27 protein-coding genes and 1 tRNA gene are annotated in these 25,592 nt (G+C 61.2%); 16 read left to right on the top strand and 12 right to left on the bottom strand.

The genetic code is table 11. The features are described 5' to 3' along the window. Window positions 1-106: 106 nt before the first annotated feature. The 5 genes from sucD to recA form a co-directional block, all read right to left on the bottom strand. On the bottom strand, window positions 107-988 hold the full coding sequence (gene sucD, locus P3T24_RS26245; RefSeq protein WP_074263441.1) for a succinate--CoA ligase subunit alpha: 882 nt from the start codon (window positions 986-988) through the stop codon (window positions 107-109). A 122-nt stretch (window positions 989-1,110) separates the two neighbouring features. Then, complete coding sequence (gene sucC, locus P3T24_RS26250; protein WP_074263440.1) at window positions 1,111-2,280, bottom strand: ADP-forming succinate--CoA ligase subunit beta; 1,170 nt, start codon at window positions 2,278-2,280, stop codon at window positions 1,111-1,113. Beyond that, window positions 2,277-3,014 carry a DUF2889 domain-containing protein gene (locus P3T24_RS26255; RefSeq protein WP_429439250.1) on the bottom strand — a complete coding sequence of 246 codons (738 nt, stop codon included), beginning with the start codon at window positions 3,012-3,014 and terminating at the stop codon, window positions 2,277-2,279. Before P3T24_RS26255 ends, sucC begins: the two co-directional genes overlap by 4 nt. A 97-nt stretch (window positions 3,015-3,111) precedes the next feature. Next, complete coding sequence (recX, locus tag P3T24_RS26260) at window positions 3,112-3,948, bottom strand: recombination regulator RecX (protein ID WP_429439253.1); 837 nt, start codon at window positions 3,946-3,948, stop codon at window positions 3,112-3,114. Then, a complete protein-coding gene (gene recA / locus P3T24_RS26265; RefSeq protein ID WP_074263438.1) occupies window positions 3,902-4,978 on the bottom strand; it encodes a recombinase RecA in 1,077 nt (358 codons plus the stop codon). Before recA ends, recX begins: the two co-directional genes overlap by 47 nt. 230 nt (window positions 4,979-5,208) lie before the next feature. Between recA and P3T24_RS26270 the strand changes: the two genes are divergently transcribed. From P3T24_RS26270 to P3T24_RS26285, 4 genes are all read left to right on the top strand, one after another. Next, the gene (locus P3T24_RS26270; protein WP_429439255.1) at window positions 5,209-5,964 is read left to right on the top strand and encodes a response regulator; all 756 of its coding nucleotides are present in this window, start codon (window positions 5,209-5,211) and stop codon (window positions 5,962-5,964) included. Between the two features lie 9 nt (window positions 5,965-5,973). Beyond that, window positions 5,974-7,515, top strand: coding sequence for a sensor histidine kinase N-terminal domain-containing protein (locus P3T24_RS26275; RefSeq protein WP_429286807.1), 1,542 nt, complete (start codon window positions 5,974-5,976; stop codon window positions 7,513-7,515). Between the two features lie 230 nt (window positions 7,516-7,745). Continuing rightward, entirely contained in the window at window positions 7,746-9,404 is a 1,659-nt protein-coding gene (locus P3T24_RS26280) for an MFS transporter (RefSeq protein WP_074263435.1), read from the top strand. A gap of 128 nt (window positions 9,405-9,532) precedes the next feature. Beyond that, window positions 9,533-9,609, top strand: a tRNA-Met gene (locus P3T24_RS26285). A 188-nt stretch (window positions 9,610-9,797) separates the two neighbouring features. Here the strand turns inward: P3T24_RS26285 and P3T24_RS26290 are convergent. The 4 genes from P3T24_RS26290 to P3T24_RS26305 form a co-directional block, all read right to left on the bottom strand. Next, window positions 9,798-10,082 carry a hypothetical protein gene (locus P3T24_RS26290; RefSeq protein ID WP_429439258.1) on the bottom strand — a complete coding sequence of 95 codons (285 nt, stop codon included), beginning with the start codon at window positions 10,080-10,082 and terminating at the stop codon, window positions 9,798-9,800. Window positions 10,083-10,137: 55 nt separating this feature from the next. Next, complete coding sequence (locus P3T24_RS26295; RefSeq protein ID WP_429439261.1) at window positions 10,138-10,533, bottom strand: DUF2917 domain-containing protein; 396 nt, start codon at window positions 10,531-10,533, stop codon at window positions 10,138-10,140. 290 nt (window positions 10,534-10,823) lie between these two features. Then, entirely contained in the window at window positions 10,824-11,057 is a 234-nt protein-coding gene (locus tag P3T24_RS26300) for a hypothetical protein (protein ID WP_429439264.1), read from the bottom strand. 189 nt (window positions 11,058-11,246) lie between these two features. Beyond that, the gene (locus P3T24_RS26305) at window positions 11,247-12,464 is read right to left on the bottom strand and encodes a sensor histidine kinase (protein WP_429439266.1); all 1,218 of its coding nucleotides are present in this window, start codon (window positions 12,462-12,464) and stop codon (window positions 11,247-11,249) included. 278 nt (window positions 12,465-12,742) lie between these two features. Here P3T24_RS26305 and P3T24_RS26310 point away from each other — a divergent pair, with 278 nt between their 5' ends. The 4 genes from P3T24_RS26310 to P3T24_RS26325 all read left to right on the top strand — a co-directional run bounded on the left by P3T24_RS26310 (window position 12,743) and on the right by P3T24_RS26325 (window position 14,503). Continuing rightward, window positions 12,743-13,105, top strand: a complete 363-nt coding sequence (locus tag P3T24_RS26310; protein WP_429439269.1) for a response regulator — start codon at window positions 12,743-12,745, stop codon at window positions 13,103-13,105. Window positions 13,106-13,231: 126 nt separating this feature from the next. After that, window positions 13,232-13,588: a response regulator gene (locus P3T24_RS26315; protein WP_429439272.1), complete on the top strand. Its 357-nt coding sequence runs from the start codon at window positions 13,232-13,234 to the stop codon at window positions 13,586-13,588. Between the two features lie 29 nt (window positions 13,589-13,617). Then, window positions 13,618-14,004 carry a response regulator gene (locus P3T24_RS26320; RefSeq protein WP_429409340.1) on the top strand — a complete coding sequence of 129 codons (387 nt, stop codon included), beginning with the start codon at window positions 13,618-13,620 and terminating at the stop codon, window positions 14,002-14,004. A 61-nt stretch (window positions 14,005-14,065) separates the two neighbouring features. After that, window positions 14,066-14,503: a response regulator gene (locus tag P3T24_RS26325; RefSeq protein ID WP_074263428.1), complete on the top strand. Its 438-nt coding sequence runs from the start codon at window positions 14,066-14,068 to the stop codon at window positions 14,501-14,503. Window positions 14,504-14,572: 69 nt separating this feature from the next. Here P3T24_RS26325 and P3T24_RS26330 read toward each other — a convergent pair whose 3' ends face one another. After that, window positions 14,573-15,019 (bottom strand): MarR family winged helix-turn-helix transcriptional regulator, encoded by a 447-nt coding sequence (locus P3T24_RS26330; protein ID WP_429439274.1) that lies wholly within the window; start codon window positions 15,017-15,019, stop codon window positions 14,573-14,575. Between the two features lie 213 nt (window positions 15,020-15,232). Here P3T24_RS26330 and P3T24_RS26335 point away from each other — a divergent pair, with 213 nt between their 5' ends. Next, a complete protein-coding gene (locus P3T24_RS26335; protein ID WP_429439401.1) occupies window positions 15,233-16,720 on the top strand; it encodes a DHA2 family efflux MFS transporter permease subunit in 1,488 nt (495 codons plus the stop codon). Between the two features lie 80 nt (window positions 16,721-16,800). Here P3T24_RS26335 and P3T24_RS26340 read toward each other — a convergent pair whose 3' ends face one another. Then, entirely contained in the window at window positions 16,801-17,541 is a 741-nt protein-coding gene (locus tag P3T24_RS26340) for a FadR/GntR family transcriptional regulator (RefSeq protein ID WP_083611352.1), read from the bottom strand. A 221-nt stretch (window positions 17,542-17,762) separates the two neighbouring features. On the opposite strand from P3T24_RS26340, the gene dgoD reads away from it, so the two are divergent. From dgoD to P3T24_RS26360, 4 genes are all read left to right on the top strand, one after another. Continuing rightward, window positions 17,763-18,911, top strand: coding sequence for a galactonate dehydratase (gene dgoD / locus P3T24_RS26345; protein WP_429439277.1), 1,149 nt, complete (start codon window positions 17,763-17,765; stop codon window positions 18,909-18,911). Window positions 18,912-19,067: 156 nt separating this feature from the next. Beyond that, complete coding sequence (locus tag P3T24_RS26350) at window positions 19,068-20,300, top strand: MFS transporter (protein ID WP_429439404.1); 1,233 nt, start codon at window positions 19,068-19,070, stop codon at window positions 20,298-20,300. 233 nt (window positions 20,301-20,533) lie between these two features. Further along, window positions 20,534-20,836 carry a hypothetical protein gene (locus P3T24_RS26355; protein WP_074263423.1) on the top strand — a complete coding sequence of 101 codons (303 nt, stop codon included), beginning with the start codon at window positions 20,534-20,536 and terminating at the stop codon, window positions 20,834-20,836. 111 nt (window positions 20,837-20,947) lie between these two features. Beyond that, window positions 20,948-21,160, top strand: coding sequence for a YodC family protein (locus tag P3T24_RS26360; protein ID WP_074265931.1), 213 nt, complete (start codon window positions 20,948-20,950; stop codon window positions 21,158-21,160). A gap of 129 nt (window positions 21,161-21,289) precedes the next feature. Here the strand turns inward: P3T24_RS26360 and P3T24_RS26365 are convergent, their stop codons facing one another. Beyond that, on the bottom strand, window positions 21,290-22,219 hold the full coding sequence (locus P3T24_RS26365; RefSeq protein WP_429439280.1) for a CopD family protein: 930 nt from the start codon (window positions 22,217-22,219) through the stop codon (window positions 21,290-21,292). A gap of 428 nt (window positions 22,220-22,647) precedes the next feature. On the opposite strand from P3T24_RS26365, the gene P3T24_RS26370 reads away from it, so the two are divergent. The 3 genes from P3T24_RS26370 to trhA all read left to right on the top strand — a co-directional run bounded on the left by P3T24_RS26370 (window position 22,648) and on the right by trhA (window position 25,442). Next, window positions 22,648-23,379, top strand: a complete 732-nt coding sequence (locus P3T24_RS26370; RefSeq protein ID WP_074263421.1) for a c-type cytochrome — start codon at window positions 22,648-22,650, stop codon at window positions 23,377-23,379. Between the two features lie 21 nt (window positions 23,380-23,400). Then, window positions 23,401-24,699: a c-type cytochrome gene (locus P3T24_RS26375; protein ID WP_074263420.1), complete on the top strand. Its 1,299-nt coding sequence runs from the start codon at window positions 23,401-23,403 to the stop codon at window positions 24,697-24,699. Window positions 24,700-24,821: 122 nt separating this feature from the next. Beyond that, entirely contained in the window at window positions 24,822-25,442 is a 621-nt protein-coding gene (gene trhA, locus P3T24_RS26380) for a PAQR family membrane homeostasis protein TrhA (protein WP_074263419.1), read from the top strand. The last annotated feature ends 150 nt before the right edge of the window (window positions 25,443-25,592 follow it).

The following is a 25,592-nucleotide window of genomic DNA, read 5'->3' on the forward strand; positions in this document are numbered from 1 at the left end:
AAGCGAGGGAGCAATTGCTCGCTCCCTCGCTTTTAGGACTTCGTTCTTACGAAAGGACTTCGTAAGAGTATCAAAAAACGGGCCGGACTGGCTGGCCTATTTCGATTTACAGCATCGCCTTCAGAAGACGCGCCATTTCCGACGGGTTCTTCGTGACCTTGATACCGCATGCGTCCATGATTTCCAGCTTGGCTTCAGCCGTATCCGCACCGCCCGAAATCAGCGCGCCTGCGTGACCCATGCGCTTGCCGGCCGGAGCCGTGACGCCCGCGATGAAGCCAACCACCGGCTTCTTCATGTTGCCCTTGATCCACTCAGCCGCATTCGCTTCGTCCGGACCACCGATTTCGCCGATCATGATGACGGCGTCCGTTTCCGGATCGTCGTTGAACATCTTCATGACGTCGATGTGCTTCAGACCGTTGATCGGGTCGCCGCCAATACCGACTGCCGACGATTGGCCGAGGCCGATCGCCGTCAACTGGCCGACTGCTTCATACGTCAGCGTGCCCGAACGCGACACGACGCCGATGCGGCCCTTGCGGTGGATGTGACCCGGCATGATGCCGATCTTCAGTTCGTCCGGCGTGATCGTGCCCGGGCAGTTCGGTCCGAGCAGCAGCGTCTTGCTGTTCTTTGCGCGCATGCGTGCCTTGAGCTCGATCATGTCACGGACAGGAATGCCTTCCGTGATACAGATTGCGAGATCCAGATCCGCCTCGACGGCTTCCCAGATCGCTGCCGCTGCGCCTGCGGGCGGAACGTAAATGACCGAGACGGTTGCGCCCGTTTCAGCCTTCGCTTCCTTCACGCTTGCGTAGATAGGAATGCCTTCGAAATCTTCGCCGGCCTTCTTCGGGTTCACGCCCGCGACATACGCTTCGCGGCCGTTTGCATATTCACGGCAGGCACGCGTGTGGAACTGACCGGTCTTGCCGGTGATGCCCTGCGTGATGACCTTCGTGTCTTTATTGATCAGAATCGACATGTATTGACCTCTGTTCGTTTGGCGGGCGCTCTGGCCGACTGCGCGGCGGAATGTTCTCCGCCCGCGTCGCCGTGCGCGCCGCCATTCGTAATCTGGCTAATCCTGGTAAACGCCCGGCAGGCTTACGCCTTGCCCGCAGCGGCCGCGACGACCTTCTGAGCCGCTTCTTCCATGCTGTCTGCCGCAATGATCGGCAGGCCGGATTCAGCCAGCATCTTCTTGCCCAGGTCTTCGTTCGTGCCCTTCATACGGACCACGAGCGGCACCTTCAGCGAGACAGCCTTCGAAGCTGCAATCACGCCCTCCGCGATCACGTCGCAGCGCATGATGCCACCGAAAATATTGACCAGAATGGCCGTCAGATTCGGGTTCTTCAGCATGATCTTGAACGCTTCCGTGACCTTCTCGGTCGTGGCGCCACCGCCCACGTCGAGGAAGTTCGCCGGTTCGCCGCCGAACAGCTTGATGGTGTCCATCGTTGCCATTGCGAGGCCAGCACCGTTTACGAGGCAGCCGATGTTGCCGTCGAGCGAGATGTACGCGAGGTCGAACTTCGAGGCTTCGACTTCAGCCGGATCTTCTTCGTCCAGGTCGCGGTAAGCGACGATTTCCGGATGACGGAACAGGGCGTTCGAATCGAAGTTGAACTTGGCGTCCAACGCGATGACCTTGCCGTCGCCGGTCAGGATCAGCGGGTTGATTTCTGCGAGCGACGCGTCCGTTTCCCAGAATGCCTTGTACAGGCCTTGCAGGATTGCACGAGCTTGCGGCAGCGAAGCGGCGGGAACGCCGATCTTCGTTGCCAGTTCATCCGCTTCGGCATCCTTCAGGCCGGTCGACGGGTCGACAGCGATCTTGTGGATCAGCTCAGGCGTCTTTTCCGCGACTTCTTCGACGTCCATGCCACCTTCGCTCGACGCCATCACGACGACCTTCTGCGAGACGCGATCGATCACGAGGCCGACATACAGTTCCTTCTTGATGTCAGCGCCTTCTTCGATCAGCAGGCGGTTCACCTTCTGGCCTTCCGGGCCAGTCTGGTGCGTGACGAGTTGCATGCCGAGGATCTGGTTCGAGTACTCGCGAACCTGCTCCAGCGACTTTGCGACCTTCACGCCGCCACCCTTGCCACGGCCACCCGCGTGGATCTGAGCCTTCACGACCCATACCGGGCCGCCGAGCTCTTCAGCGGCCTTGACCGCGTCATCCACCGAGAAGACCGGCTTGCCGCGCGGTACCGCGACGCCGAATTTCCGCAGGATTTCCTTACCCTGGTACTCGTGAATCTTCATGCGTGATTCCCTTCAGTCTGAGAGTTGGATTGAACTTCGTTTCCGCTGCTGTCGTTCAAACGGGACGTGCCGCTGCCGTTGCCGGCGGACTGGCTTTGCTCGCTTGCTGCATCCGCGCGTTCCGCTGAACGCGGCGCACGACCATACCAGCGCGGATAAAACTGTCGCACCGCCTCACCATCGAATCGCAGCGCGTGGCAGCGACCCAGCTGGAATGGCGGCTTGTCGTTTGAGTGCTCGTCTGAGGCTTGAGGTGAAGCGTCCCCTGAATCCGCTTCGTGTGGCGGCTTGCCGTCATGGGTATTCCACACGTCGCCGGCGAACGCCTGAATGGCGGCCGTAGGAAGGAAAGCGCACAACTCGGTGAGATGCGTGCAACCTGCCGTGCCACCGAGCAAACGGGCGGCTTCGCGACGGAAATTGTGGAACAGATTGAGCCCGATGAGGGCACGATAGGCGGGATTGGTGGCTTCGCAAAGACCGGGATAGGGCACCCAGTCGGACGACGCTTGCGCGTCGACAACGTTGAGCTTGCGATCGATCGTAATGCGGAGCCAGAGTTCATGGATCGGCTGACCGTTGGGCCGGACGCCCGACGCAAGCGCCACGTCACGTGGCTTTTGGTCGGTTAGGCACGCCTCTATGTCCCACAGGCCGTCCTCGCGCTCGTAAGCTTCCGCACAAATTGCGCGGCGATGGCGCAACTGACGGGAGACGGGCGGGGAAAGCGACATGCGGAAGGAAAAGGCCGAATTGGAAAACCACCTGATTTTAGCATACCGGGTATTTGAGACAGGTTGGATTGTGCACAGCACCAATCCGGGGGCAGGGCTAATCGCCTGACCACTCGTCGTCGAGACCCTTGAGAATCTTGCCGATCGTCGCGCCGGAAAACCCCCGTGCGGCGAGGAAACGCGCTTGCCGCGCGCGTTCCGCGGGCGTTTCCGGAAGCTGACCGTATTTTTTGCTCCAGACGGTCTGGGCACGTGTGAGCTCGGTTTCGCGCAACTGTGCGCTGGCTTCCTCGATGAGTGTCTGGCCAACCGCATGGCGCTTCAATTCACCGACGATCCGGTTGGCGCCAAGACGCGATGCGCGGCGATGGATCAGGCTTTCGGCAAAGCGCGAATCGGACAGCCAGCCCTCTTTCTCGAGTGAATCGAGCAAGGTATCGAGAGAATCGGGCTCTTCGACGAAGGGCATCAACTTGCGCGAGAGTTCGGCACGGCTGTATTCGCGGCGAGACAGATAGCCGAGTGCGCGACCCTTCAGGGAGCGGCCAGGGCCTTTTGATTTGGCGGCGCGGTCTTGATCGGGACCGGACTTATCCTGGGCTCCGCCTCGAGCCTCGCCCGGTGTGCGGCGTGAGCGGGTGTAGGTGGTTTCTGCGGGCGAACTGGCGGTGTCAGTGTTGCCGCTTGGCCCCGCCAGTGCTGAACCCCGCCGCGCGGAGGATGCGCGGCCAGAAGCTTGATCGTGCGCGTCGAAAGACTCGAACGGATCGAATGACGATTCGGGTGAACCCAGTGACCCGGTCAAGTCACTTGGGTCACCGTCGCGCGGGCCGTCCGCATCACGCCCTGCATTGGATACAGGTCGGCCCTTGCGTATCACGCGGCGATCACTCCTCTTCGCCTGCGAGTTCAGCGCCTGCGCCGGCAGCAACATCCGCCATCGCATTCACGCCCAGCGATTCACGGATGCGGTTCTCGATTTCGCGTGCGATCTCGGGATTTTCGCGCAGGAATTCGCGTGCATTGTCTTTACCCTGACCAATACGCTCGCCGTTGTAGCTATACCAGGCACCGGCCTTGTCGACGATCTTCGCGGACACACCCAGGTCGATCACTTCACCCTGACGCGAAATGCCTTCGCCGTACAGGATGTCGAAAATCGCTTCGCGGAACGGCGGCGCCACCTTGTTCTTGACGACCTTCACGCGCGTTTCGTTGCCGATCACTTCGTCGTTCTTCTTGATCGAGCCGATACGACGGATGTCCAGACGCACGGAAGCATAGAACTTGAGTGCGTTACCGCCCGTGGTGGTTTCCGGATTGCCGAACATCACGCCGATCTTCATACGGATCTGGTTAATGAAGATGACGAGGCAGTTCGTGCGCTTGATCGTGCCGGTGAGCTTACGCAGCGCCTGCGACATCAGACGCGCCTGCAGACCCGGCAGCGAGTCGCCCATTTCGCCTTCGATTTCGGCCTTCGGCACGAGTGCCGCGACCGAGTCGATCACGATCATGTCGATCGAACCCGAGCGCACCAGCGCGTCCGCGATTTCCAGCGCCTGTTCGCCCGTATCCGGTTGCGAGACTAGCAGATCGTTCACGTTCACGCCGAGCTTGCCCGCGTACTGGATGTCCAGCGCGTGTTCCGCGTCGATAAATGCTGCCGTGCCGCCGAGCTTCTGCATTTCAGCGACCACTTGCAGCGTCAGCGTGGTTTTACCCGACGATTCCGGCCCGTAGATTTCGACCACCCGGCCACGCGGCAAACCGCCGACGCCCAATGCGATGTCGAGCCCGAGCGATCCCGTTGAGACCACCTGGATATCTTCGACCGCCTCGCCTGCGCCGAGCCGCATGACCGACCCTTTGCCGAACTGCTTTTCGATCTGCGCGAGCGCGGCAGCCAATGCCTTGCTCTTTTCAGCAGTCAGTCCAGCCGGGCCTTTCTTGCTTTCTTCCATGAATCGTCCTTTGCTATGATGAACTGCGTCTGAGGCAGGTGTGCGGCCCATTCATCACAGACAGCACACTAAACGCAGACACTGTATAAAAAAACAGTAGTTTTGGCAAGCACGATTCGCACATCGATGCATTTATGTGTGGTCAAACTGCACCAAACTACCCACAAAATCTTTGGAGACCGCTGTGCGCCGGGATTTCTACGGTGCCGGCAAGGCCAGGCTGGCGCATCATGCGAATTCTCATTGCCGAAGATGACAGCATACTCGCGGACGGTCTGATTCGATCACTCCGCCAATCGGCATACGCCGTTGATCACGTGAAGAACGGCGTCGAAGCGGATACCGCCTTGTCGATGCAAACTTTCGACCTCCTGATACTCGATCTGGGCCTGCCACGCATGTCCGGACTCGAAGTGCTGCGCCGTCTGCGGGCGCGCAATTCGAACCTGCCGGTGCTGATTTTGACCGCCGCCGACAGCGTCGACGAACGCGTCAAAGGCCTCGATCTCGGCGCCGACGACTACATGGCCAAGCCGTTCGCGCTCAATGAACTCGAGGCCCGCGTGCGCGCACTGACGCGCCGCGGCGCGGGCGGCGGCCCGACGGTGGTAAGGCACGGCTCGCTGTCGTTCGACCAGGTCGGGCGTATCGCCTACATCAACGAGCAGATCATCGAGCTGTCGGCGCGCGAACTGGGCTTGCTCGAAGTGCTGCTGCAGCGGATCGGCCGGCTGGTATCGAAGGAGCAACTGGTCGATCATCTGTGCGAATGGGGCGAAGAGGTCAGCAATAACGCGATCGAAGTCTACGTGCACCGGCTGCGCAAAAAAATAGAGCCGAGCGGCGTGCGCATCCTCACCGTGCGCGGTCTTGGCTACTGCCTGGAGAAGGCCACCGCGGCAGTGGGGACAACAGGAACTCCCGAATCCAATACGCCCTCCTCGCCCGCATCCGTCCAGATGCCCGCGAGCCACCCCTTCAAATAGAGAGCGCTCATGTCCGCACGCGCAGAGCGCGCCGCGGCGCCAGCGGTGGACCTCGACGACGAGGCGCGCGACGCCCGCTACGCGAACCCGTTCGCGCCACCCGACGAAACCGAAGCCGCCGCCGGGGCACGCCCGCGCTCGCTGTTCGGCGAGATCCTCGACTGGATGCTGGCGCCGCTGCTGCTGTTGTGGCCGATGAGCATTGCGGTCACTTACCTGGTCGCCAAATCGATCGCCAACGGCCCGTTCGACCGCGCGCTCGAAACCGATGCGTACGTGCTGGCCCGCCAGATTCATCCGGTGAACGGCGTGGCGGAGCTGTCCCTGCCCGCTGCGACGCGCGACTTCTTGAGCGCGGATAACGTCGATAAGGTCTTCTATCAGGTGCTGGGCACGCGCGGCGAGCTGGTGAGCGGCGACCGTGATATGCCTCTGCCGCACGAGGAAGACCGGCCGCCGCCGGGCCTCGTTGAATTCCGCGACGACGTGCTGCATGGCAACGACATCCGCGTCGCTTACACGACGGTTGAGTTCCCGCACACGCCGGGTGCGCTGCCAGTGCTCGTACAGGTGGGCGAGACGCTCGACAAACGCAGTCAGCTCGCCAACGACATCATCAAAGGCGTGATCCTGCCGCAGTTCGTGATCCTGCCGCTCGCGATCGTGCTAGTGTGGTTCGGACTCTCGCGCGGGCTCGCTCCGTTGCATGCGCTGCAGGCGCATATCCGCGCGCGGCGTCCCGACGACCTGTCGCCGCTCGAAGCGCGCCGCGCTCCGCCGGAGATCGAACCGCTAGTAACGTCGTTCAACGACCTGCTAACACGCCTCGAACAGAATATGGAGCTGCAAAAGCGTTTTATCGCGGACGCCGCCCATCAGATGAAAACGCCGCTCGCCGGTCTACGCACTCAGGCCGAACTGGCGCTGCGCCAGGACGTGTCGGCGGAAGTCCACCGTTCCCTCGAGCAGATCGCTACCAGTTCCGAGCAGGCCGCGCGGCTCGTCACGCAATTGCTGGCGCTCGCGCGCGCGGAAAACCGGCTGTCGGGACAGATTTTTGCGCCGGTCGAGATCACCGAAGTCGCGCGCAATGCGGTGCGCGACTGGGTGCAGGCGGCACTCGCCAAACAGATGGATCTGGGCTACGAGGGACCGGACGAAGCCGTTGAAATAGACGGCAGCCTGCTGATGCTGCGCGAGATGCTGTCGAACCTGATCGACAACGCGATCCGTTACACGCCAGCCGGCGGCCGAATCACAGTGCGGGTGCGTCCAGACCCGGCATCCAGCCAGGTACACCTTGAGGTAGAGGACACCGGGCTTGGCATTCCAGCTGCCGAACGGGCGCGGGTGGTCGAACGCTTCTACCGAATCCTGGGCCGCGAGGGCGACGGCAGCGGACTCGGGCTGGCGATCGTGCGCGAGATCGTCACCATGCATGGCGGCACGCTAACGATCGACGATAACGTCTATCAAAGCACGCCGCGTCTTGCCGGAACACTTGTACGGGTCAGCTTGAGGGCGCGAGAAATGGCCCGGGACTTACCCTAACGGGGGCCAGACTGGACCGCCGCAAATTTGCGACATAGAGCCATTTTAATCAACGATGGCTGATAATTAGCTTTAACTTAACGACAAATACCAACATCCGACGCCACATCTCCCCTACCACGATTTTGAGATGCCACGTCAGTAGGCCGTAAGTTTCCACTCCAATAATCCGAGACACGGGTACGCCTTGCGGGCGGACCGAGTAAACATATCAATATTGGAGACGACATATGGCTACCGTTGGCGGGCAAATCTCCCACGTGCCGATGACGCACGAAGAGAAGCGGGTGATCTTCGCATCGTCGCTAGGCACTGTTTTCGAGTGGTACGACTTCTACCTTGCCGGTTCGCTGGCAGTCTTCATCAGCAAGAGCTTTTTCTCCGGGGTCAATCCCACAGCCGGCTTCATCTTCACGCTGCTTAGCTTCGCGGCAGGCTTCGCCGTGCGGCCGTTCGGTGCAATCGTGTTCGGCCGACTGGGCGACCTGGTCGGACGTAAATACACTTTCCTGATCACGATCGTGATCATGGGTCTGTCGACCTTCCTCGTTGGTCTGCTGCCGGGATATGCGGCGATCGGCATGGCTTCACCGGTGATTTTTATCGCTATGCGGTTGCTGCAAGGGTTGGCGCTCGGTGGCGAGTACGGCGGTGCTGCGACCTATGTCGCGGAACATGCTCCGGCCGGCCGTCGCGGCTTCTACACCGCATGGATCCAGACGACAGCCACGTTGGGCCTGTTCCTCTCCCTGCTCGTGATTCTCGGCGTGCGCACCTCGATCGGCGAAGACTCGTTCGGCGTCTGGGGATGGCGCGTGCCGTTCATCGCGTCGATCATCCTGCTGGGCGTGTCGGTGTGGATCCGGTTGCAACTGCACGAATCCCCAGTGTTCGCGCGTATCAAGGCCGAAGGCAAGACGTCCAAGGCGCCGCTGACAGAAGCGTTCGGCCAATGGAAGAACCTGAAGATCGTGATTCTCGCGCTCATCGGGCTGACCGCCGGCCAGGCCGTTGTCTGGTACACGGGACAGTTCTACACGCTGTTCTTCCTGACGCAGACGCTCAAGGTTGCCGGTCCGACCGCCAACATCCTGATCGCGCTGGCATTGCTGATCGGCACGCCGTTCTTCCTGTTCTTCGGCTCGCTGTCGGACAGGATTGGGCGCAAGCCGATCATCATGGCCGGCCTGCTGATCGCCGCGCTGACCTACTTCCCGCTGTTCAAGGCGTTGACGCACTTCACCAATCCGGCGCTCGAAGCCGCCACGCAGAAGTCGCCGATTGTGGTGATCGCCAACCCGGATGAGTGCTCGTTCCAGTTCAATCCGGTGGGCACGTCGAAGTTTACGTCTTCGTGCGATATCGCGAAGAGCGCGCTGTCGAAGGCCGGCTTGAACTACGAGAACGTTGCGGCACCGGCGGGCACCGTCGCGCAGATCAAGGTGGGCGATACGGTGGTCAATACGTTCGACGGCAAGGCGCCGGACGCGAAGGAGCAAGGCAAAGCGTTCGACGAGACGCTCGGCTCGACGCTGAAGGCCGCCGGCTATCCGGCCAAGGCTGATCCTTCACAGATCAACTGGCCGATGAGCGTGGTGATCCTGACGATCATGATGATCTACGTGACGATGGTGTACGGGCCGATTGCGGCGATGCTGGTGGAGATGTTCCCGACGCGCATTCGCTATACGTCGATGTCGCTGCCGTATCACATCGGCAATGGCTGGTTCGGTGGCTTCCTGCCGGCTACGGCGTTTGCGATCGTCGCGGCGAAGGGAAATATTTACTCCGGGCTGTGGTATCCGATCGTGATCGCGCTCATTACCCTGGTGATCGGTCTGCTGTTCGTCAAGGAGACCAAGGACTCGGATATTTACGCGCAGGATTGAGGCTGGGGTTTTCTGGGGCTGGGCCAGCCTTATTCAGGCTGGTTCGGGCCGGGTCGCGGGGTTTGACGCCGTGCCGCGGCGGGGGTTGACAGGCGCCGCGACCATCTTCATAATCTCGCTTCTTCTTTGGCGAATTAGCTCAGCCGGTTAGAGCGACGGAATCATAATCCGCAGGTCCGGGGTTCGAATCCCTGATTCGCCACCAGTTTTACTAAAGCCCCGACTCGTCGGGGCTTTTCGTTTTTCACGTGGCGAAGCAACTCGAAAGCTCGAATTCTCATCAAGCTTTCGCCATGGCAATCACCCCATCTCCGTTATCCTGCCTTCATCGTAGCCGGACACCAGCCCTGCGTACCGAATATCGGTAACATCGTACCGGCCTCCAGTACCCCCTCATCGAGCACAAACCTCCATAGCCTGCACCATCGCATCCTGCTCCACCGGGTTCTGAAAAAACGCCTCGAGACTTACATGCTCCTCGTTGGAGACCTGCTGCAGGCATCGCGTATTGTTTGACCTAGCGCTCGACGGCGCCTTAACGACCGCCAACACGAACAACGCAAGTATCAACAGCATGTTGGCGATCCCCACCATCCATTGCCACCCCACCTCAGAAATGAGCCGCGCCCTCAGGGGCGCAGCCTGATCCATCATTTGTTCCTGAACACTCTTATTCATTTCGCATTCCTATATAGTATGTCGCGACCGCTTCCACAATTTGACGTCAGTACCCCTACCTGGCCAGCGGCAACAAAATATCCAAAAGCCGTCGCAACCACCGCAAAGGTCTTCGCGCTAACAATCGCTTTCGCTCGACATACTCGCTCGTCAAAGTGACTTGCACCGGCCGGTCACCATCGGCGCTCAGCCAGATGCGCTCGCCGCGCGCGATCCGAATCACGTCGCCAACCTGCATCCAATAGTCGTGCGGCGAAAATATGCGCGTGAGCCACACACGCGAGCCGTGTGCGCGGACCTCGCAGTCCGCGACGACCCGCCATGACACGGTCTGCCGTGGCACGAGACTCAGGTGAATCACCATCCGCGGCGCGTACGTCTCACGCACGGCATCATGATCACCGGATAACTGGGAGCAATCGAACTGCGGGCTAGCGTGTTGCATGGTCATCTCCGTCGATTGAGCCGACTGACGGAGAAGCCACCAAAAGAAAAAGGCCCCATCCGTTTCCGGCGAGGCCTTGTGACTTGCGTTACTGCTTACTGGCTAACGCGCACACGCCCCCGATGATCCACCCCATACGGTGATCATTCGGTGTTTAATCGCGATGGCGATAAGGGCTGGCGTGTTCATGTCATGAAGTTTCTATTGCATGGAATAGCTTGTCAATCAAAAATTTTGACAATGTTGACGTTAGCGCGACACGTCTTCCTGCCGTTTAAGCGAAGCGCATCGTCAGTCTAGTGAGCGGTATCCGCATACACCGTATCGACAACCGACAGCACTGCATTGATCACCAGATCAGGCCTGTGAAACTGGATGTAGTGGCTGGAGTCGTAGACCAGTTGATGCTGGCTTCTGGACGACCACGTCGCTTCATCATCCTGCATCTGCTTCCAGATCGCCCTGTCCTTGGCACCCTGCGCCGCGCTTATCTTCATCTGCTGAAGTTTTACTTCGGAGAACGGCTGCATGGCGGAGGAAACTCCTGGCGAGCTTGATGTCGCCGCAGAAACTCATAGGCGCTCCCCGTCACAACGATGAATGCGATCAGCACGGCAAACGCCGATGCAATACGGATAACCCATCGCTTCACAGTTGTCCCTTGTCGAACCCTGACGAGGGAGCAGTATGTTCCACGAAAATAGCGACGTCACGACGGCTTAGCTCACCACCTCGAGTTCAAATGGAAATCGGATCTCAAACGTCGTCCCGCGCCCTTCGCGCGACTCGAAATGGATTTGTCCATGCAACACGCGGCAAAGCTCCTTGACGATTGCGAGTCCCAGTCCTGTGCCAGGAATATCGTCGCCGGCGGCGCGCTCAAATTCATCGAACACCCGGTCCGCATCCGAAGGCGCAATCCCGATCCCCGTATCGGAGACACGAATGGACCAATGCTCGTCTCCCACGCGGGCTATGGCGAGTTCTATTTCACCGGCCACCGTGTACTTGGTCGCATTCGACAGCAGGTTGAGTGCAACCTGTTTCAGCTTCAGGCGATTCGAAATCACCGGCGCCAGCGACGCGTCGAACGCGGTAAGCAGACGCAGGCGCTTTGCCTCGATAGCGGGTCTCGACGATATCACCAGCTCATCGAACAGCCCTCTCAAGTCGAATGGTTCGACGGCGAGCGGACTGCTATCCCCCAGCACGACCGAGTACTCCACCATCTGGTCGACCAGTTGCTTCATATCCGCCGCCTGGCGATTGGCCAACGTCAACGCCGCTTCCGCCTTCGCAGGTGCCCGTTCGATCAGCGCCAGCGCGACCGAAAACGCATTCAGAAAATTACGCAGGTCGTGCACAACGCTGCGGGTAATTTGCATCCGCGATTCATGCAGATCGCTAACCAGCCGCTGATTGAACTTCAATTCGTGATTCGCGCGCTCAAGCTTGCCGGTGTATTCGTCGATTTTCCGGTCGCGTTCGTTGACCACCTCGCGTATCGACATCAAGGTGACGAGACTCAACGCTTCTGCAATCAGGCGCCCCGCTCGTTTCTCATGGCGGCGCGTGAAGGCGCTTTCGGTCTCCGCGAACGCATCGAGAGCGTCGATCAACGTCTGGTGAAACAGGTCGAGTTCGCGCACCAGTTCTTCGATCCGGTATCCCTGGCGCCAGCGCACCATGCCGTGCATTCGCGCGTCACGCTCGATTGCCGGCTCCACTTTCTCGAGATCTTCGGCTTCGAGGGCTAGACACAGCGCGTCGAGAATTTCCGGAAGGTGGTCGGCAAGCTGTTCATACGTCAGCTTGTCGGCTTCGACCAGATCGGCGTCGCCGAAGACCGCCTTCATCCATTGGTTGGTCAGGCGAAGCCGCTCGCGGCGAAGATAATTTGCGAACCCGCGCAGGGGCCCGGTAGGTGTATCGGTCATAACGGCCACTCAGTGAAGATCGTTTCTACAACAGGAATCTGCTTCTACCGGGTCAAACAGTTAAGGCGGTAAGCGCTGCGGCTCATCCGTACAACTTCCGCGCGGCTTTCGCGCCCGTGGCCGTCATCGCGCAACCGGTTACGGCGCGGGCGTTGACCGTCGACCTCGCAGCCTCGCGCCAACTGATCGCTCGCCCATTATGACGCACCGCAAACAATGGAACGACTTTTGCATGCGCTAATACGGCCCAACCCATGCTCACGAACCGGCAGTCGCGAATGCACTCAATCTTGCTTGTGGATGACGACCCGGACATGCTCGCCGCATGGCAGGCTATTCTGGTCCACGAAGGATACGCGGTATGTTGTGCGCGCAACGGTCTGGAAGCCCTCGATCACCTGAAAGTCAGCATCCCCGATCTCGTGATCACCGACTGGATGATGCCGCTGATGGGCGGTGCGGAGTTGTGCCGTCAATTAAAAGCCCACCCTGAGCTGGGGCATCTGCCTATTCTCGTCCATTCGGCCGGGCCGCCGCATGCCGAAGAAGTACAGACCTGGAATGCCTGCCTGCAAAAGCCCGCTCCTATGCAAATGTTTCTGACTACGGTCGAGGGGTTATGTAAGGGTGACCGATCTTGATGTGGCATGCGGCTTGCTGCTCGTCGACAGTCAACGTTTTAAAGGCGGTCGAAATTGTCCCAACTCCACTCTCCGTGCCAAACCTGGAGCGCTCGCAAGCTTCGTCTCCTGAACGCCGTACCACGTGTGCTGGTGGTCGACGATAACCCTGAAGCGGCCGAGGCCCTCGCCGTCTATCTGTCGTACGAAGGTGTGGAAACACGTACTGCCAATGGTTGTGGAGAAGCGTTGCGCTGCGTAAAGGACTGGGTTCCCGACGTAGTCGTGCTCGACATCATGATGCCGGAGCGCGACGGTTTTGAAACCGCCGAGGCGTTACGCACGTATCTGCCGACGACCAACCTCGGGATCGTGGCTTTTACCTCGCTTGACGACGACCATGTCCGCGAAACGGGAAAAGCGCGCCACAACTTCGATGGCTACTGCCGCAAGGGCACGGCCCCGGTGGCGCTCCTTGCATTGATGCAAAAGCTTTGGCGCTAAGCCATTTCATGAGAACCAGACCTTAATACATGGCGCAAGCAAAACAGATCCTTCTCGTTGACGACCAGGCAGACGCAATCGACGCCCTGGCCATGCTGCTCGAGCTGGACGGGCACGGCGTCCGCACCGCGTACAGCGGCGCGGACGCATTGGCCGTGGTTGAAACGTTTATCCCCGACGTGGCTTTGATCGACGTCTCCATGCCGGACATGAGCGGCATGCATCTCGTGCAGCTGCTGCGCAGCAACCCGGCGTTAGCGAACACGCGGCTGATCGCGCTCACCGGATACGCCGGCGACGCGGACAAGAAAAAAGCCGCCGAAGCGGGCTTTGACGCACACGTGACCAAGCCCGTATCGATGGACCAGCTGACGCGCCTCGTCGCAGAAGCAGGCGGGGATCGCCCGGCAACCTAGGCGCCGCCCGGGCGGCATGGTTGTTGCGGAAAAAGCAGAAGACTCCTGACTTTTTCGACCTATGTCTACCATCCTCCTCGTCGACGATGACGTCGATTCGCTCTGGCTGCTTCAACTGGCGCTCGAGGGACACGGCCACCACGTGATCCTCGCGGAGGACGGCAAAGCGGCGCTGGACAAGGCGAGCCGATGCCTCCCCGATTTGATCGTGACAGACTGGAACATGCCGGGCACGGATGGCGTCGAACTGTGCCGACGGCTAAAGTTTTATCCGGCGCTCGCCCAGATTCCGGTTGTGATGTCGTCGGGGCAGACTCCACCCGCGGAAAAATCGGCGTTATGGACTGTGTTTCTTCCAAAGCCAGTTGAACTGAATACGCTTGAGTCGACCATCGATACGTTATTGGCGAAGCGTCTGGCGAGCCCTCACCACGCCACGACTATCGCAGCGCCGGCACCTTCGCGCTGGCAGCCGGCGCCACGGAAACTCTGGAATTAACGTGGCGACTCCGGTCTGGATCCGGATCGCGAGCGCCTGATGGAATCAAGGGCGTCTTTCAATGCTCGCCTACCGGTCCACGATCCGGCTGAGATTGCCGCGCACCCGCTGCAGCAGCGCGATAAGCTGTCTGGCCTCCTCATCGCTGAAGCCGCTCAGGCCCTCCGCCGCCACTTCGTCGCCCACCTTGCGAGCCTTGCCGAGCGCCCGCTCCGCCTTGGGCGTCATCCGTACCTGACGCTCGCGGCGATCCTCGGGATTGCTCCAACGCTGAATCCAGCCACCCTCTTCCATGCGGTCCAGCAGGCGTCCGGCTGAGATCGGCGCGACTTCGAGCAGATCCGCGAGGCGCGCCTGGTTGACGTCGCCATAGTGCGCGAGATACGCGAGGGCGCGGGCTTGCGCGCGGGTCAGATCGACAGTCGACTTGGCGAGGTCGTCGAAGCGCTTGCCGCACAGGCGGCCAACGTCCGAAATCAAGAAGCCGAAACGCTCTTCGAATTGGGCTTTTTCCATCGCGCGATTATACGAAAGCAGGAGCTAAACGGGCGGCGAACAGCAGTCCGGTACCGGGCTATAGACGGCCGTCCTCGTACTGTTCCTGGTAGTCGCGTAGTGTGTGCTCCATTATACTAAGCATGCTTACTATCTTTCTCCGCGTAGCCCAATCGTCCGTCCATGTCTGCAGAAACCTCGTCAGGGAGCAGTACCGCCGCGCTTAACCGGCCCATGATCACCGTCTCGATCATGCTCGCCACCCTGATGCAGACGCTCGACAGCACCATTGCCAACGTGGCGCTACCGCACATGCAGGGCACGCTGTCCGCCTCGCAGGACGAAATCACGTGGGTGCTGACCTCGTACATCGTCGCCGCCGCCATTGCCACGCCGCTGACCGGCTGGCTGTCCGACCGGTTCAGCGTCAAACGGCTGCTGGCCTTTTCTATCGCGGGCTTCACGATCGCCTCCGCGTTGTGCGGCATGTCGGAAACGCTGACCGAGATCGTCGCCTCGCGCCTGCTACAAGGCATTTTCGGGGCGTCGCTGGTGCCGCTGTCGCAGTCGATCCTGCTCGACATCAATCCGCGCGAGAAGCAAGGTCAGGCGATGGCGGTGTGGGGCATGGGCGTGATGGTCGGTCCGATTCTCGGGCCGACGCTCGGCGGTTGGCTGACCGACAGCTATAACTGGCGCTGGGTTTTCTTCATCAACCTGCCGATCGGCGCTTTCGCGCTGTTCGGCGTCCTGACGTTTCTGCCGAGCAAGGAACCCCGCCATGACGTGAAGTTCGACGCCTTCGGCTTCGCGACACTCGCGCTTGCGATCGGTGCACTGCAGGCGATGCTCGATCGGGGCGAGCAACTCGACTGGTTCGGCTCGAATGAAATCGTCACTGAGGCGTTGCTTGCGTCCATCAGTTTTGCGTTCTTTCTGGTGCACACGGCGACAGTCGGCAAAACATCGTTCTTCAAGTCCGAGTTACTGAAAGACCCCAATTTCGCCACTGGCACGTTCTTTATCTTCGTGATCGGCGCGGTGATGTATGCCACGCGCGCGCTGCTGCCGCCGATGTTGCAGACGCTCATGAACTATCCGGTCGCGACGACCGGCCTGGTCACGGCGCCAAGCGGCGCTGGCACGATGATCGCCATGCTGTTCGCGGGGCGCCTGCTCAAACGGATCGACGCACGCCTGCTACTGCTCTCAGGATTCCTTATTTCTGCGTTCGCGCTGTGGCAGATGATGCACTACACGATCGTGCTCTCCGCGTCGGATATCGTATGGCCGGGCGTCATTCAGGGATTCGGGCTCGGCCTCGTCTTCGTGCCGCTGAGCGCGCTGACGTTTTCCACTCTCACGCCACAGCTGCGCGCAGATGGCACAGCCACGTATAGCCTGATGCGCAATATCGGCAGCAGTATCGGCATTTCGATCGTGCAGACGTTAATGACGCGCGGCACGCAAGTCGCGCATTCGGATCTCGCCGCGAACGTCAACCTCTTCAATCCACTCATGCGACCGATGCTCGAAAGCGGATCGGCGTACGACCTCGCGGCGATGAACGTTTCAATCACGCAGCAAGCGGCGATGATCGCGTATCTGAACGATTTCAAGCTGATGTTCGTGGCGACGCTGCTGGTCGTTCCGCTGTTGCTGCTGATTCGGCCGGCGCGCAAGGTGCCGGATGCGACGGTGGCGCACGCGGCGATGGATTGACGCGAGCCCGCGGTTTCGGAGGGTCGGCCCCGCGCTGATCGACGCGCGCCCGCAGCCACGAAGGATCAGCGACTCGCCGCTCAGCCTTCGATCCGCCGCCGCGTCACGCCGAGCAAACCCGCCATGGCCAGCTGCGCTGCTATGGCATCACGCGCGCGGATCGCTTCGAACACGGCAGTATGTTCAGCTAACGAGGCGTTATAGACCTCCGCCCGCTTCGCATTCAGTCGCAACTGCGCTTCCAGCGTGCGCTCGATCAGCGTGCCCAGCGGAATCAGCAATTCGTTGCTGCACGCGGCCAGCACGCTGATATGAAAGCGCAGATCGGCCCGCACCCATTCATCGACGTTACGCGCGGCCACCATCGCCGCATGCGCCGTTTCGAGTGCATCGAAAGTCTCCGGACTGTGCGAAGCGGCGGCCAACGCTGCGGCATAAGGCTCGATCATCTCGCGCATTTCCTGCAGCTTGAGCGCGAACGTCATCGGCTCCGCGACGCGCGAATACCAGTCGAGCACGTCGACATCCAGCAGATTCCACGCATGCCGCGGCCGCACCCGCGTGCCGACCCGCGGACGCGACTCGATCAGCCCTTTGGACGTCAGCGTGCGCAGCGCTTCGCGCAGCACCGTGCGGCTCACGCCGAATGTCTCCATCAACTCGGCTTCGCGCGGCAGGATGGTTTCCGGCGCATAGTCGCCGCGCAGAATGGCGGTGGCCAGTTGTTGGGCGACACGCCCGTGCAGATCGTGTTGGATAGGTGCTCTCCCCGCCGTCTTCCGGCGCTCTTTATGTTTGGAACGAACGCGATTATCCGGCATCCCAACGGTAAATCCAGCGCGCCCGGCGACCGTATGCTTGGCGTCAATAGTACTATTAATAGTACTTAAAGGCGATTTTGTTGTAGGATGTGACTCCTCAGATATCGCGCCGATGGACGCGTGCGCCTCAGCAAGCAGCGCCCACCGGTATTCGCCAGCCCATGACGGGCCTCGTTTGCAGACAACCCGTGCAGCCAGGCCGCCACCAGGAGACGCTCACCATGAAAATCACCAAGCTCGAAACCTTCATCGTCCCGCCGCGCTGGTGCTTCCTCAAGATCGAAACGGATGAGGGCATCGTCGGCTGGGGCGAACCGGTCGTCGAAGGCCGCGCGCATACCGTCGCGGCTGCGGTCGAAGAACTGTCGGACTATCTGATCGGCAAAGACCCGCTGCTGATCGAAGACCACTGGCAAGTGATGTACCGCGCGGGCTTCTACCGCGGCGGCCCGATCACGATGAGCGCGATCGCCGGCGTCGACCAGGCGCTGTGGGACATCAAGGGCAAGCACCACGGCGTACCGGTTCATGCGCTGCTCGGCGGCCAGGTGCGCGACAGGATCAAGGTGTACTCGTGGATCGGCGGCGACCGTCCGAGCGACGTCGCCAACAACGCGCGCGCCGTAGTCGAACGCGGCTTCAAGGCCGTGAAGATGAACGGTTCGGAAGAGCTGCAGATCATCGACACCTTCGACAAGGTGCTGGGCGTCATCAACAACGTCGCGGCAGTGCGGGAGGCGGTGGGTCCGAACATCGGCATCGGCGTGGACTTCCATGGCCGCGTGCACAAACCAATGGCGAAGGTGCTCGCCAAAGAGCTCGACCCGTACAAGCTGCTGTTCATCGAAGAGCCGGTGCTGTCGGAGAATGCCGAGGCATTGCGCGACATCGTCAACCAGACCAACACGCCGATCGCACTCGGCGAGCGTCTCTACTCGCGTTGGGACTTCAAGCACATTCTGGCGGGCGGTTACGTCGACATTATCCAGCCGGACGCCTCGCACGCGGGCGGTATCACCGAGTGCCGCAAGATTGCGTCGATGGCCGAAGCGTATGACGTCGCGCTCGCGCTGCACTGCCCGCTTGGCCCGATCGCGCTTGCCACCTGCCTGCAGATCGACGCGGTCAGCTATAACGCGTTCATCCAGGAACAGAGCCTGGGCATCCACTACAACCAGGGCAACGACCTGCTCGACTACATCAAGAATCCCGAGGTCTTCAAATACGAAGACGGCTTCGTGTCGATTCCGCAAGGCCCGGGGCTCGGTATCGAGGTCAACGAGGAGAAGGTCCGCGAGATGGCGAAGGTCGGTCACCGCTGGCGCAATCCGGTGTGGCGTCATACGGACGGCAGCGTCGCCGAATGGTAAGCCGCTGATCCGATGAAACGCCGCCTGCGGGCGGCGTTTTTGCTTCAGGCGAGATCTGAAGCACGAACCATAAACAGGCCACTGTAAAAAGGAGTCGTGGTGGAGACATCCACATTCGAAACCCAGGCGACCGGCAAACGCCACCGCCTGCTGGTCATGCTGTTCATCACCGTCGTCATTACCTATCTGGACCGCAGCAACCTGTCGATCGCGGCCACCGCCATCGCGCAGGATCTGCAGCTCGATCCGGCTCACATGGGGCTGGTGTTCTCGGCCTTCGGCTGGTCGTACGCCTTGCTGCAGATTCCCGGCGGCATGCTGGTGGACCGCGCGAGGCCCCGGCTGATGATGGCGCTGATCATCGGACTGTGGTCGATCGCCACCGTCCTGCAGGGCTTTGCCAGCGCCTTTGCGCTGCTGCTGTCGCTGCGAGTGCTGCTCGGCGTGCTCGAGGCGCCGGCCTATCCGACGCTCAACCGCATCGTCACCACCTGGTTCCCCGACAGCGAGCGCGCCCGCGCCATTGCCGTCTACACCTCCGGCCAGTATGTCGGCCTCGCCTTCCTGACGCCCGCGCTCGTCCTGACCCAACAGCACTTCGGCTGGCATGGCGTGTTCATCCTGACGGGGCTCATCGGCGTGGCGTGGGCGCTCGTCTGGTACACGCTCTATCGCGAGCCGTCCGAAGCAGCCGGGATCAACGAGGCGGAACTCGACACGATCCGTCGCGGCGGCGGCCTCGTCGAACTCAGCAGCGCCCGCGTGTCTCGCGCACGATACAACTCGGCCGACTGGCGTGCCGTGCTCGGTAACCGCAAACTCTGGGGCATCTATATCGGCCAGATCGCCGTGACTTCGACGCTGTGGTTCTTCCTGACGTGGTTTCCCACCTACCTCGTCAAATACCGCCACATGGACTTTCTCAAGGCCGGCTTCATGGCCGCCGTGCCGTTTCTCGCCGCCTTCGTCGGCATTCTGGCCTCCGGCCTGATCTCCGACACCATGATCCGCCGCGGCGTCTCGGCTACGGTCTCGCGCAAGGTGCCCATCGTCACGGGCTTGCTGTTGTCCACGGCGATTGTCGGCGCGAACTTTGTCGACAGTCCCTCGATGGTCATCCTCTTCATGGCCATCGCTTTTTTCGGCAGCGGCTTTTCGTCGATCACCTGGGTGCTTGTCTCATCCATGGCGAAAAAAGAACTGCTCGGACTCACCGGCGGCATGTTCAACCTGATGGGCAACCTGTCGTCGATCTGCGTGCCGATCGTAATCGGCCTGCTCGTCAAGGGCAACGACTTCGCGCCGGCGCTCGTTTTCATGAGCGCGGTCGGCGTGGTGGGCGCGCTGTCGTATCTGTTTCTGGTCGGCCGCATCGAACGGATCCGCTAGGCGGATGAGACACCTCCGGCGACGTTACGTGCGCTAGCGAACGCAAGAGTCTCAGTTACGTAACATCCCGGACCGAATCGCTTTAAAAGCGCCTTCCACGCACCTCCGCGCATCCCACCGACTCGCCTGAAAGCCTTTCCGGTAAAGGCTTTCAGCTCTCCCGCCGCAACTGCATTTCCCGCTTGGCCCACTCCTTGCTTTTTAGCAGTCAAAGACGATGCGAGAGGGCAATCATGGGCGAATTTCTTCCTGACTATTTGATCCGCGAACAAGCAGCCGTGGGTGCGCTGGTGGTGTTCGGCGTACTGCGGGTAATCGGTGCGGTCATGGCATTCCAACGCGGCTGGCGCATCTCGACGGTGGAGAAGTGTTTCATCGCTGCAGCGGTCATTTACTGCGCGCCGCAACTGTTCGATTTGCTGACCCAACTCTATGGCTCGCATGCCGCCGGCGCCGAGCTCGAAGGCAAGGCGAGTGGCTGCGCGATCGCGCTGTTCTGCGCGCCGATCCTCGGTCACAAGCTGGGCTACGAATAAGTCGCGCCGATTCAAAAATGAAACGGGCCAAATCCGCGGACGACTAAACGCCCGCACCGCCCGAAGCAGCCGACGCAACGAACTGATTGGAAGACCGAAGTGATGAAAGCGATGTTTCTACCAAAACGAACGACGTACCGCGGCGGCGATGTGCTGACGCTCAAATCGGGGGGCCGTCCGATGACCGCCACGTGGGTGGGGCCGGTCGTATTTGCACCGGGCACGTGGCTGATCTGCCAGTGGTTCGACGACGACGGCGAACTGCGTCAGGAGATGTTCCCTGAAACCATGCTGGAGCGAGTGCCGAAAGCGCTCGCCGCTTAACGGGCAGTACCGGGGCAACCGGCTCCTGCCGGGCGACCGCGTGTGTTCACGCCGCACAGGCTTGCTGTGCGGCGTTTTTTTACGTGGCGCCCACCGTGGACGAGTACTTCGCGCCCTCCGAGCGACCGCTCAGCCGAGCGGGACGAAGGCCGGCACGCTGTTCGACAACGCAGCGGCCGCAATGAACACGCCGATCATTGCCAACGCTTCGAGGTAAAGCACGTTGGTGAAGGTGTGAGCGTCCATCGTCGACGCGGTGCGGCGCAGCCGCGGCAGGGCCAGGAAGCGGTTCAGGCCGCCGAGCACGAGCGCCAGAGCAACCAGCGCCAGCTTGAGCGTCAGTACGTGTCCCCATGTGCTGATCTCGATTGCCTCGAACGATCCACCCGAGCCCCGCACGGTATTGAAGATCCCCGTCAGCAGCACGAACGCGACCGCAACCAGCGACACGTTCGAGATCTGCATAGCGGTACGGATCAACATACCGCGCGCGGTCGAAGTGCCCAACGCCGGCAACACCGCGAGGCCAGCCGTCACGACCAGTCCGCCCCATACGCTGGTGGCAAGCACATGCAACGTATGCACGCCGATGGCCGCGGACGCCGGACCGGCATCGGCCGCATGCCCGAGCGACGCCTTGCCGGCGGCGATCGCAATCACCGCGAGCCACAGCAGCGCATTACGCAGCGTGCTCGCGTGCGACGACATCGCGGTCAGCAGCAGCACCAGCGCGCCGATAAACGCAACGCTCCACGCATAGCCGATGTGCGTCTGCGAAAGCACGGTTGGGATGACGCTGAAGGCCTGCGGCAACGCACTGCCGCTCATCGCCGCGGACTGGTACAACAACCAGCCGAGGTCGGCGAGGACCAGCACGACACACGCCGTCAGCATCGAGCGCTGCGCACGCAACCAGGCCGGCCGCGCCGGCGAAACTTTGGCCTGGGCATCCTTTGCAAGCCACGCGCCGAGCAACGCTGAACCGACTGCAAACGCAAACGCGACGTTCATGAGCGCGGCCATGGCGACCTGCCCGATCCACAATCCGTCTACTCTCATTTGGCCGTAAACGCGTCAGTGTCGTGGGTGGGGAGGCCGTCGAGGGCAGGGCGGGAGAAATCGGATAGCTTCATGAAAGGCGAATGGCTTGTGGAAAATACAGAGGGAAGGGTTGCACGCGCCGCAGCAAGACAGCGGCGCCCCGGGAGTGTACGCTTCGATGGTCTGCATGCGTGTGGGTTCAACCTGGTTACACGCTCGCGCAGCGAAAGCACCAGTAAAGGACGCGGCAACCGATCCAGAAAAGCAGGTTAGATATAGCCAAAACGCACACTATGTCAAACTGTCTTAACGGCTTTTACAAGGAGGAACGGGGCTCGCCCGTGCCAAATAGTCACCATTACCCATCGATGATAGAATGCTGCGTCGCCGCAGCCCCACTGCCCCCAAGCCGAGCCGTCCGAAGCCCGGTCGGGTCCCCGAATCTGATGGAGTTACGCGTGTCTTCAAGACGCATTTTCCGCCCGCTGCTTGCCCTTCTGCTGATCGGCGCTGCAGGCGTCTATAGCGCTGCGAAAGCGCAGACTCAACCGACGACCCCGGACACGATGGAAGCGCGCGTGCAGGCCTGCGCGGCATGCCACGGCACACACGGTCAGGGCACGGACAACGACTACTTCCCACGCCTCGCGGGCAAGCCGGCTGACTATCTGTTCAACCAGCTGCAGAATTTCCGCGAAGGGCGCCGCAAGTATCCGCCCATGAACTACCTCGTCACGTACCTCTCGGACGACTACCTTCATCAGATCGCGACGTACTTCTCGCAGCAACGGCCGCCGTACCCGCCGCCGGGCAAGCCCACGGTGTCGTCGGATACGCTGGCGCGCGGCCAGGACATCGTGCTGCACGGCGACGCATCGCGGCAGATTCCGGCTTGCGCCGCCTGTCATGGCAAGGCGCTGACCGGTATGCAGCCGGCTATCCCGGGTCTTGTTGGTCTGCATGCTGATTACATCAGCGCGCAGCTGGGCGGCTGGCGTTCCGGTTCGCGTCATGCCATTGCGCCTGACTGCATGCACGAGATTGCTACCCGCTTGACCGATGATGACGTGAATGCCGTCGCTTCATGGTTGTCCACGCAGACGGCTCCGCAAAACCCCGTGCCGGCTCCGGCCCGCTCGATGAAGACTCCGCTTGCCTGCGGCAGCGAACCGCAATAAGGCACCGGGAGAGACAATCAAATGAAACGCAAGTCTTTGTTCGCCCTTTCGGCAGTTGTCGTGGCTGCGGCCGCTGCCCTCGTTCCCGTCCTGTGGTCGGGCGGCGACAACCTGCACAACGGCACCGCCATGGCCGCCACACCGGCCGACCAGGCGGAACTGATCAAGAAGGGCGAGTACCTCGCCCGCGCCGGCGACTGTATTGCCTGCCACACGGTGCGCGGCGGCAAGGAATTCGCCGGTGGCCTGCCCATGGCCACGCCGTTCGGCACGATGTTCACGCCGAACATCACGCCTGACGACCAGTACGGCATCGGCAAGTGGAGCCAGGACGACTTCTACCGCGCCATGCACACGGGCCGTTCGAAGGACGGCAGCCTGCTGTACCCGGGCTTCCCGTTCACGAGCTACACGAAGGTGTCGCGCGCCGACTCGGACGCGATCTACGCCTTCCTGCGCTCGGTTCCGCCGGTCAACGTGCCGAGCCGTCCGCACGAACTGAAATTCCCGTTCAACAACCGCAACCTGCTGATTGGCTGGCGCACGCTGTTCTTCCGTGAAGGCGAGTACAAGCCGGATCCGACCAAGTCGGTCGAATGGAACCGCGGCGCTTACCTGATCGAAGGCCTCGGCCACTGTGGCATGTGCCACACCTCGATCAACGCCATGGGCGGCCCGGTCAATTCGGCAGCCTTTGCGGGCGGCCTGATTCCGCTGCAGAACTGGTACGCACCGTCGCTGACGTCGAACAAGGAAGCGGGTCTGGGCGACTGGGACATCAAGGACATCCAGGCGCTGCTGAAGAACGGCGTGTCGCAACGCGGCGCGGTGTTCGGCCCGATGGCTGAAGTGGTTCACAACAGCTTGCAATACATGTCGGACGAGGACATCCAGGCGATGTCGACGTATCTGAAGACCATCCCGCAGAAGAGCGAAGCGCCGGAAAACCTGCAGCTGGAAACTTCGGCTCAGTTCGGCACGCAACTGCTGCAGCAAGGTCAGAAGGTATATACGGACAACTGCGCGAAGTGCCACGAGGCAAACGGTCTCGGCCAACCGCCGAATTTCCCGCCGCTTGCCAACAACCAGTCAATCCAGATGCCGTCGGCTGTGAACCCGATCCGCATGGTACTGAACGGCGGCTTCCCGCCGAGCACGGAGGGCAATCCGAAGCCGTATGGCATGCCGCCGTTCGCGCAGTCGCTGTCGAATCAGGAAGTCGCTGCTGTGGTCACCTATATCCGTATGTCGTGGGGTAACCACGGTACGGCGGTGTCGCCGCAACAGGTGTCGGATCTGCGCTCAGCGCCGCTCGACTAGGCGGCGCACGAGACAAGGAGGGCGCGGCTGGCGGGAAACCGCGGCCGCGCCCTTCGTTTTTTAGGACCAGGGTTAGCCAGTACGTGCACAATGGCGTATTGAACCCAGCAGGAGAAGATGTCGTGCATGTCGGTGAGCGTTTCAACAGCATTACCCACCTCGTCGGCGCTGTATTGTCGGTGGCGGGACTGGCTACGCTCGTCACGATGGGCGCGCTGCAGGGCGACGCGTACAAGGTCGTCAGCTTCAGCGTTTATGGCGCCATGCTGCTGGTGCTGTATGCTATCTCCACCCTGTACCACAGCGTGCGCAATCCGCGCTTCAAGGCGGTCCTGCAGAAATGCGATCATTCGGCGATCTACCTGCTGATCGCCGGCAGCTACACGCCGTTCACGCTGGTTACGCTGCGTGGACCGTGGGGCTGGTCCCTGTTCGGGGTGAGCTGGGGCCTTGCGGCCCTCGGTATCGTGCAGGAACTCACGCTCGGGCGACGCACCCGTAGCGTATCGATGGTGCTGTATGTCTTGATGGGATGGCTCGCGCTCGTTGCCATTCGTCCGCTGGTCGAAGCATTACCGGCTGCGGGCACCGCATGGCTCGTGGCCGGCGGGATCATCTACAGCGTCGGCATCTACTTCTTCATCAACGACGAGCGCATCCGGCACGGACATGGTATCTGGCACCTGTTCGTACTGGCGGGCAGTCTGTGTCAATTCGTCAGTGTTGCGCGCTACGTCGCGTGACACCCCACGGCGGCGAAGTGCAACTTAAAGCCAGTCAACGTGTCTTGATAGCGCGTTGAAGCATTCGGCACACGCTGGCGTGTGCCGCCGATTTCCCTGCGACCGGATCTGGGCTTTGGCCTCGAAGCGCGCCTTTTGGCCGCGCATTCG

This window comes from Paraburkholderia sp. GAS33 (assembly GCF_050436645.1).
GTDB classification, from domain to species: domain Bacteria; phylum Pseudomonadota; class Gammaproteobacteria; order Burkholderiales; family Burkholderiaceae; genus Paraburkholderia; species Paraburkholderia phenazinium_B.